4 protein-coding genes are annotated in these 7,735 nt (G+C 56.6%); 3 read left to right on the top strand and 1 reads right to left on the bottom strand.

Going from position 1 to position 7,735, the window contains the following annotated elements; all coding sequences use genetic code 11:
• On the bottom strand, window positions 1-2,753 hold a 2,753-nt coding region (glyS, locus tag ACWIZX_RS06415), incomplete at its 3' end, for a glycine--tRNA ligase subunit beta (RefSeq protein ID WP_448335189.1).
• A 98-nt stretch (window positions 2,754-2,851) separates the two neighbouring features.
• On the opposite strand from glyS, the gene ACWIZX_RS06410 reads away from it, so the two are divergent.
• The 3 genes from ACWIZX_RS06410 to ACWIZX_RS06400 form a co-directional block, all read left to right on the top strand.
• A complete protein-coding gene (locus ACWIZX_RS06410; RefSeq protein WP_448335188.1) occupies window positions 2,852-6,064 on the top strand; it encodes a BTAD domain-containing putative transcriptional regulator in 3,213 nt (1,070 codons plus the stop codon).
• A 108-nt stretch (window positions 6,065-6,172) separates the two neighbouring features.
• Window positions 6,173-6,940: a beta-ketoacyl-ACP reductase gene (locus tag ACWIZX_RS06405; protein ID WP_448335187.1), complete on the top strand. Its 768-nt coding sequence runs from the start codon at window positions 6,173-6,175 to the stop codon at window positions 6,938-6,940.
• A gap of 32 nt (window positions 6,941-6,972) precedes the next feature.
• Window positions 6,973-7,735: 3-oxoacyl-ACP synthase III family protein (locus ACWIZX_RS06400; protein WP_448335186.1), on the top strand; the 763-nt coding region annotated here is incomplete at its 3' end.

The following is a 7,735-nucleotide window of genomic DNA, read 5'->3' as shown; positions in this document are numbered from 1 at the left end:
ATGGTGAAGGTTTCCTTCTGATCTCGGGTGATGCGCACGCAGCGGGCGTATGCCGGTAATATCTGGTTCCAATCTTCGCGCTGAGCCCATTGCTGCAAGTGCTGCACAGCACGGAAGGCAGCTGCCGGATTTTGACCCTGCTCTGCCAGCACGGCAGAAACCACATCATAGCGATAGCCTTCTTCAAGCAGGTTGCTTTGCAGGCGGCCGATGATGAACTCCAGACAGGTTTGCAGGCTTTCAGCACTGGCAGGGATGGGCAGCCCCTCAGCAGCGGCCTGCAGTCCGGTCTGCAGGTCAAAATCCAGATTCCAGTGAATCAGATTTTGCACCAGCCCCAGCGCAGCCCGCCGCTGGGCGAACGGGTCTTTGGTGCCGGAAGGTGCCAGCCCGGCGGCAAACAACCCTGCCAGCGTATCCAGTCGGTCCGCCATGCCAACCAGCAAGCCCGCTGCAGATTGCGGGAAATCATCCCCGGCATAGCGCGGTAGATAGGATTCAAAGATGGCCTGAGCAACCGCCGGTGATTCGCCGCTGTGCTGTGCGTAATAACGGCCCATCAGCCCTTGCAGGCTGGTCATTTCGATGACCATGTTGGTGACCAAATCGGCTTTGCACAGGTGAGCAGTGCGCCGGGCAACGGCAGCCTGTTCCTCATCCAACCCAACCATGGGAATCAATTTTTCCACCAGGCGTTCGATGCGGTGAGTTTTATCCAGCATCGAACCCAGTTTGACCTGAAAAGTGAGCGTATTCAGGCGCGGCAGGAAGGCTTCCAGCGGTTGTTTCAGGTCTTCGTTGATAAAAAAGGCCGCGTCGGCAAAACGGGCGCGGATGACCTGTTCATTGCCGTCAACGACCACTTCTTTGAACCGCTCGTCGCCGTTGCGAATGACGATGAAGTAAGGCAGCAAACTGCCGTCATTTGTATAAACCGGAAAATAGCGCTGGTACTTTTTCATGACCGAGATCAACACTTCCGCCGGCAAGCTGAGGTGCGCCTCATCGAACGAGCCGCGCAGGGCGGTGGGTGCTTCAACCAGACCGGTTACTTCATCCAGCAAGTTTTCATCCAGAAGGGCAGGGTCGCCGCCGCATTCTGCAATCAACTGTTCGGTTTGGCGGCGGATGCTGGCGCGCCGTTCGGCGGGATCGAGTAGAATGCCCTGACTGCTCAAAAACTGGAGATAGGTGTCAATTTCGTTGATCTCCACCATTTCGGGCTGGCGGAAGCGCAATCCACGCGTCTGATTGCCGCTGCTCAACCCGGCGTACTGGAAAGGAATCAACTGCCCATCGAACAATGCCAGCAGCCAGCGGATGGGGCGCGAAAAAGCAACACCGGATTGGTTCCAGCGCATGGATTTGGTGAAATTGAGCGAAGCGATCCACTGCGGCAGGGCGGATGCCAGGACTTCCACTGCCGGTTTACCGGCTTCAAAAATGCGTGCAACGGCGTATTGACCGCCGTCCATTTCGGCGATCTGCAACTGACCAACCTCAATCCCACGGCTGCGTGCAAATCCAATCGCTGCTGGGGTGGGGTTGCCCTGGGTATCAAAGGCGCGCTGGGCAGGCGGCCCCTTGACCAGCGTTTCGTGGTCGGTTTGGTGGTCGGCCAGATTTTTTACAATGACCGTAAGACGGCGCGGTGTACCGAAGACATTGAGCGTCCCGTAATTCAGACGCAATTCTTCCAGCCATTGAGGGATGCGTTCCTGCAACTGGTTTATGGCATCCTGCAAGTCACCGGCGGGCAGTTCTTCTGTGCCAATTTCAAATAACAAATTCCCCGGCTGGTTCAGGGGATGCGTTTCTCCTGTGGCGGCAGCGCCGCGCGGTGCAGAAATTGCGGCAGTGGGGGTGCCTTTTTCAGCGGGCAGCATGGGGTATCCCAGCCGTTCGCGCTGGTCAAGATAGGCGTGTGCTACTTTTGCAGAAAGATCGCGCATGCGGGCAAACATGGCAGCCCGTTCGGTCACACCGACGGCGCCGCGCGTATCCAGAATATTGAAGGTGTGGGAGCATTTCAGCACATAGTCATGCGCCGGCAAGACCAGGCCGTGTTCGAGTGCATTGAGCGCTTCGGCTTCAAACAGGCTCATCATCTGGCGCGCCCGTTCAACATCGGCAACCTCAAAATAATACTTGCTGTGTTCCTGTTCGCCTTGCAGGTTCACATCGCCGTAGGTGCGTTCGGGGCTCCAGCGAATATCACGGAAATTACGCACTTTTTGCAGCGCCATGGCAATCCGTTCCAGACCGTAGGTGATTTCTACCGAAACCGGATCCAGCACAATCCCGCCGGCCTGCTGGAAGTAGGTGAATTGGGTGATTTCCTGCCCGTCCAGCCACACTTCCCAGCCCAATCCCCACGCCCCCAGGGCAGGCGATTCCCAGTTGTCTTCCACAAAGCGAATGTCATGTTGATGCGGGTCAATTCCCAATGCCTGCAGGGACTGAAGGTAAATTTCCTGCGGGTTGCCGGGGTCGGGCTTGAGGATGACCTGAAACTGGTAATGTTGCTGCAAGCGGTTGGGGTTTTCTCCGTAGCGTCCATCATCGGGGCGGACAGAGGGTTCGACATAGGCAACTTTCCACGGTTCAGGGCCCAGCACGCGCAGAAAAGTGGCCGGGTTGTAGGTGCCGGCACCCACCTGCGTGTAATAAGGCTGCCAGATCAGGCAGCCCTGATCGGCCCAAAAGCGCTGCAAATTCATGATGATGGTTTGGAAATCGATCGGTTCAGACATGCGCACTCCACAAAACGGCTTGAGATTGCCTCCCGATTATACTACGGATGAGATTTGATTTGTCAGCAGCGGAAAATTGCACTACAATCGGAAGTGCCATGGCATTTCGAGATCTGGTCATCCAAAGCCAGTTGATCCCACCCCTGCCGCGCAAAGCCATACTCCCCCGTCCCCGCGTTCGCTCGTTATTGCAACGCGCTTTGCAACGTCCACTGACTTTGCTGCTGGCCGGCACGGGTTACGGAAAGTCCACTGCCCTGCTCGATTTGCGCGAAGAAGGCCGCCGCCTTTTCTGGTATACGGTCAATGAACCTGACCGTGATCCGTTGTTGTTCTTGATTCACCTCATCAGTGCTTTTGCCAGTCAAAATGAAGCGTATGGCAGGGATGCGCTTCGTTATCTCGAAGAACACAATGGCCGGGTGGCGCCTTCCGCTCTAACGCCGTTGTTGAATGCCCTTACGTTGCATTTGCTGGAAGAAGGCGTGCTGGTGATGGATGATTATCACTGGGTGCATGATGTGCCGGAAATTGCCGGGTTGGTGCGGCATTTGATTCAATACCGCCCGCCGAACTTGCAGGTGGTGATTGCCACGCGCACCATGCCGGATCATCTGGATTTGAACCGCTGGCGGGTGAAGGGGGAATTGAGCCTGTTGACTCACAGCGATCTGGCTTTCACTTCAGAGGAAATCGAAGATCTTTTCCGGGAGGGGTACGGTTTTCCAATTACGCGGCAGCAAGCCGAACGGCTTGCAAAAGAAACCGAAGGCTGGGCGCTGGTACTGCAAATGATCTGGCAGAGCGTGCAACGTCAGCCTTCCGCCTCTCTGGATGGGGTGCTGGAACGCCTGCCCGAAACACTGGAAGGCCTGTTCGATTATCTGGCGCCGGAAGTGCTTGCCCGCCAGCCAAAGGAGATTCAGCAATTTCTGGTGCGATCCTCCATTTTGCGCCAACTGGAAGGCGAAATATGCGATGAACTGTTGGGAATTGAAGAGAGTGCCGTCCTGCTGAAGCGATTATATGAAGGGGGCCTGTTCATTGAAACGGCTGGCGGGCAGACTTACCGTTTCCAACGCCTTTTTCAAGAATTTTTACAGGCACAGTTGAATCACCAGCCTGCTGAAGCGCGGTCTTTGCATCTTCGGGCTGCAAACCTCTATCTGGATCGTAAGCGGTCAGAAGAAGCCATTTATCATCTGCTTAAAGCGGGGGAGTATGCCTTTGCGGCGGATGTGATTGAACAAATTGGCGTGGGACTGATTCGGAGTGGACGCCTGGAAAGTTTGCAATACTATCTCGGCCGTTTACCATCCGGGTTGAAGGCGAATCGTCCGCTGCTCCAGCTGCTGCTGGGAGACCTTCATCGTTTGCTGGCCGATTTTGAACCTTCGCTGATCCACTTCCGGGCTGCTGAGCAACTCTACCGCCAGCAGGGGGATCATTGGGGTTGCAGCCGCGCTTTGCGCGGGCAGGCGCAGGTTTATCTGGATACGATTCGCCCGCTGCAAGCCGATGCCCTGTTGGAAGAAGCCCTGCGCCTGTTGGAGCCGCAGGAATACCGCGATGAAGTGGCCGCCTTGCTGGATCAACTGGCCGAAAACAAACTCAACCTTGGCAAACCGGATGAAGCGCGTCGGCTGCACCGTGAAGCCCAACTGCTGCGCGCCGAAACCAGTCCAAATGATGTCTATCTGGAAGGACGCGCCTTGCTGCGCACCGGTAGATTAATCGAAGCGCGCCAGTTGATGCTCAATCAGGCTGCTGAAGAAAGGCGCAGCGAGGCACAGCGCGCCCAACGCTTCCATCGAGAGACCCTGCTGCTGCTTTCGTTAATTTGTTCCATGCTGGGCGAGGCAGAGGAAGCCGAACGTTTTGCACGTGAGGGAATTGCCATTGGCAAGCGCTTGCAATCTGAATTTGTGGAAGCAGTCGGATTGATTCGGCTTGGGCATGCCCTGCAGGTAGCCCACGTTCAACCGTGGGGTGAATCCTATCGTCGGAAAGCCATAGACCTTTACCGCCGCGCGATTGAATTGATGCACCCTTTCAAAGTGGCACGGGTGGGGGTGGAGCCGCTGTGGGGGCTAACCCGTGTTCTGGGCTACGGCGGGGATTTGCTGGAAGCCGAGGATTGCGCCCGCCGTGCACTGGTCATCTCCGAAAAAGCCGGCGATGAGTGGATTGGCAATCTGGTGCGCACCAGTATGGGCGCTTCATTTGCGCTTGCCGGGCAATTTGGGGCAGCTCGAGAATGGCTGGAGCGCGCCGCGCAGGGGTTTGAGTCGGTCGGTGACCGCTTCGGCTGGACGGCTGCCCGCCTTTGGCTGGCATGGATGGCCTGGTACGGCGGGGAGCATTCGCAGGCACTGGCGGAATTGGAGCATATCCTCAACCGCCAGCAGGGGCAGGATGCCGAAGCGCTCTTTTTCCGCCCGACTTTTCTGGGCTGGAAGGATGAACAAACTTTGCTGCCGTTGCTGCTGGCAGCCCGTCGGCAGGGGATTGGAGGCGAGCACCTCGCCAAATGGCTGAATGCAGCCGCCTTTGAGGGAGAGTATCACCCGGCCTGTACGCTGTATGTGCGCACCCTAGGCGATTTTTGCGTGTGGCGGGGTGAGCTAAGGGTTCATTCCGCTGAATGGCAGCGCGAAAAGGCGCGCCAGTTGTTTCAGCTGTTCATTACCAACCGGCGGCGCGGACTGCTGCGCGATCAAATTGTTGACCTGCTCTGGCCGGAACTGGATGGCGAGGCGGCAGTGCGCGATTTCAAAGTGGCGCTGAACGCGCTGAACCGCGCCATCGAACCGCAGCGTCCGCGCGAGGCGGCCCCCTTCTTCATCCGCCGTCAGGATAACCTTTACGGCATCAACCCCCTGGCAAAGGTAATCGTAGATGCGGAGGAATTTGAGCGGCTGACTCTGCCTGATTCAACCGAGGAAGAAGCCCTGCGTCAGGCGCTTGACCTTTACCAGAACGATTACCTGCAGGAATGTTGTTACGAGGATTGGAGCAGCCTGGAACGTGAACGGCTGCGCCAGCTTTACTTTTCCGCGGTTCAGCGGTTGGGAGAGTTGCTCAGCATTCAGGGGCGTTGGGAGGAGGTGATTGGAATTTGCAACACTGCTCTGCTGCGGGATCCCACCTGGGAGCCGGCTTACCGCCTGATCATGCAAGCCTATGCGGCCAAGAGTAATCAGGCGCAGGTCATCCAGACCTATCAGCGCTGCTGGAAAATTCTCTGGGATGAACTGGGGGTTGAACCATCCCTGGAAACGCGCGATTTACTGCGGCGGCTGACCACCTGAACTTCTTTTTGTAACCCTTTTGTAACCGCTGCCCGGTATTCTATTGCGTAGGGGGCGGCTATATTACCCTGTCAACGGCAGGAGATCAATACTTCAGGAGGCGAGGGAATGATGCGTCTTAAAGACAAGGTATGTTTGATCACCGGGGGTGCAGCCGGGATTGGTAAAGCCACTGCGCAACGTTTTGCGGAAGAGGGGGCGATTGTGGTCATCTGCGACGTCAACCGTGAGGCAGGCGAGACGCTCGTTCGGGAACTGGGCGATCCAGCCTGCTTTTATGTCGTTAACGTAGCTGACCGCGCCGAGGTGCAGAATTGGGTTGAGGATGTGGTGCGCCGCTTTAGTCGGGTGGATGTGCTCGTCAACAATGCCGGTATAACCCGGGATGCGTTGTTCGTCAAAGTCAAAGACGGTGAACTGGTCAAGCAGATGGAAGAAAGCGCCTTTGATCAGGTGATTGACATCAACCTGAAGGGCGTGTTCAACTGCGCGCAGGCGGTCACTCCTTTTATGATTCGACAGGGCGGCGGCGTAATCCTCAACGCTTCTTCTGTAGTCGGGTTGTACGGCAATGTCGGACAGACCAATTACGTGGCTACCAAAGCGGGCGTGATCGGAATGACGCGCGTTTGGGCGCGTGAACTGGGGCGCTTCAACATCCGCGTCAATGCCGTTGCGCCCGGTTTTATTGCCACCGAGATGGTGCAGAAGATGCCCGAGGAAATTCTGGCGGGAATGAAAGCCAAAACCCCGCTCGGCCGGTTGGGCGACCCGCGCGATATTGCCAATGCCTACCTTTGGCTGGCAAGTGATGAGGCCAGTTTTGTGCATGGTGCAACCATCAGCGTAGATGGCGGAATCGTGATCGGCACATAAATCCTATTGAGTTTCCAAGGAGGAAAAAAAGTATGTCTCGATTTGCAACCATCATCGGTACAGGTCATTATCTTCCACCGATAGAGCGCCCCAACCGCGAAATGCGCGAGCGCTTTGGCGAAGTGATTGACAAGTTTGAGGCCTCTTCCGGCATTACAACGCGCTGGTATGCGCCGGATGACTGGGTAACCTCGGATCTGGCGGTGGAAGCGGCGAAGGAAGCGCTCAAAGATGCGGGTATTCAGGCAGATGATCTGGATATGATCATCCTCGGCACGGACAGCCCGGATTACATTACCCCGGCGACCTCCGTGGTTGTGCAGCATAAACTGGGTGCCGTCAACGCCGGCACATTTGACATTGGTTGTGCCTGCGCATCGTTTCCTACCGGTTTGAACATTGCGGCAGGTTTGCTTTCCACCTCTCATCAGATGAAATATGTGCTGGTGGTGGGGGCTTATATGATGCACAAGCTGTGCGACTGGCAGAATGATGTCATGTCCTTCTTTTACGGTGATGGCGCCGGTGCGGCGGTGTTGACCGTTTCGGACAAACCCGGTTTTGTCAGCTCAACCTTCTTTGCGGATGGTTCCTATCACAAGCATTGGGGAATTTACTCCGGCGGCACCTACGAACCGGCAACAGTGGAAAGTGTGCAGGCCGGCCGTACGCAGGTACGCTTCATCACCCCCTTCCCGCCGGAGGTGAACAACGAAGGCTGGCCAAAGCGGATGCGCGAACTGGCGGCCAACGGCAATTTTGACTTGCAGGCAGTGGACATGGCGCTATATACCC

It is taken from the genome of Bellilinea sp. (assembly GCF_053501535.1).
The sequence above is the reverse complement of the archived record's forward strand: the minus strand, read 5'-3'. Positions and strand labels throughout refer to the sequence as shown.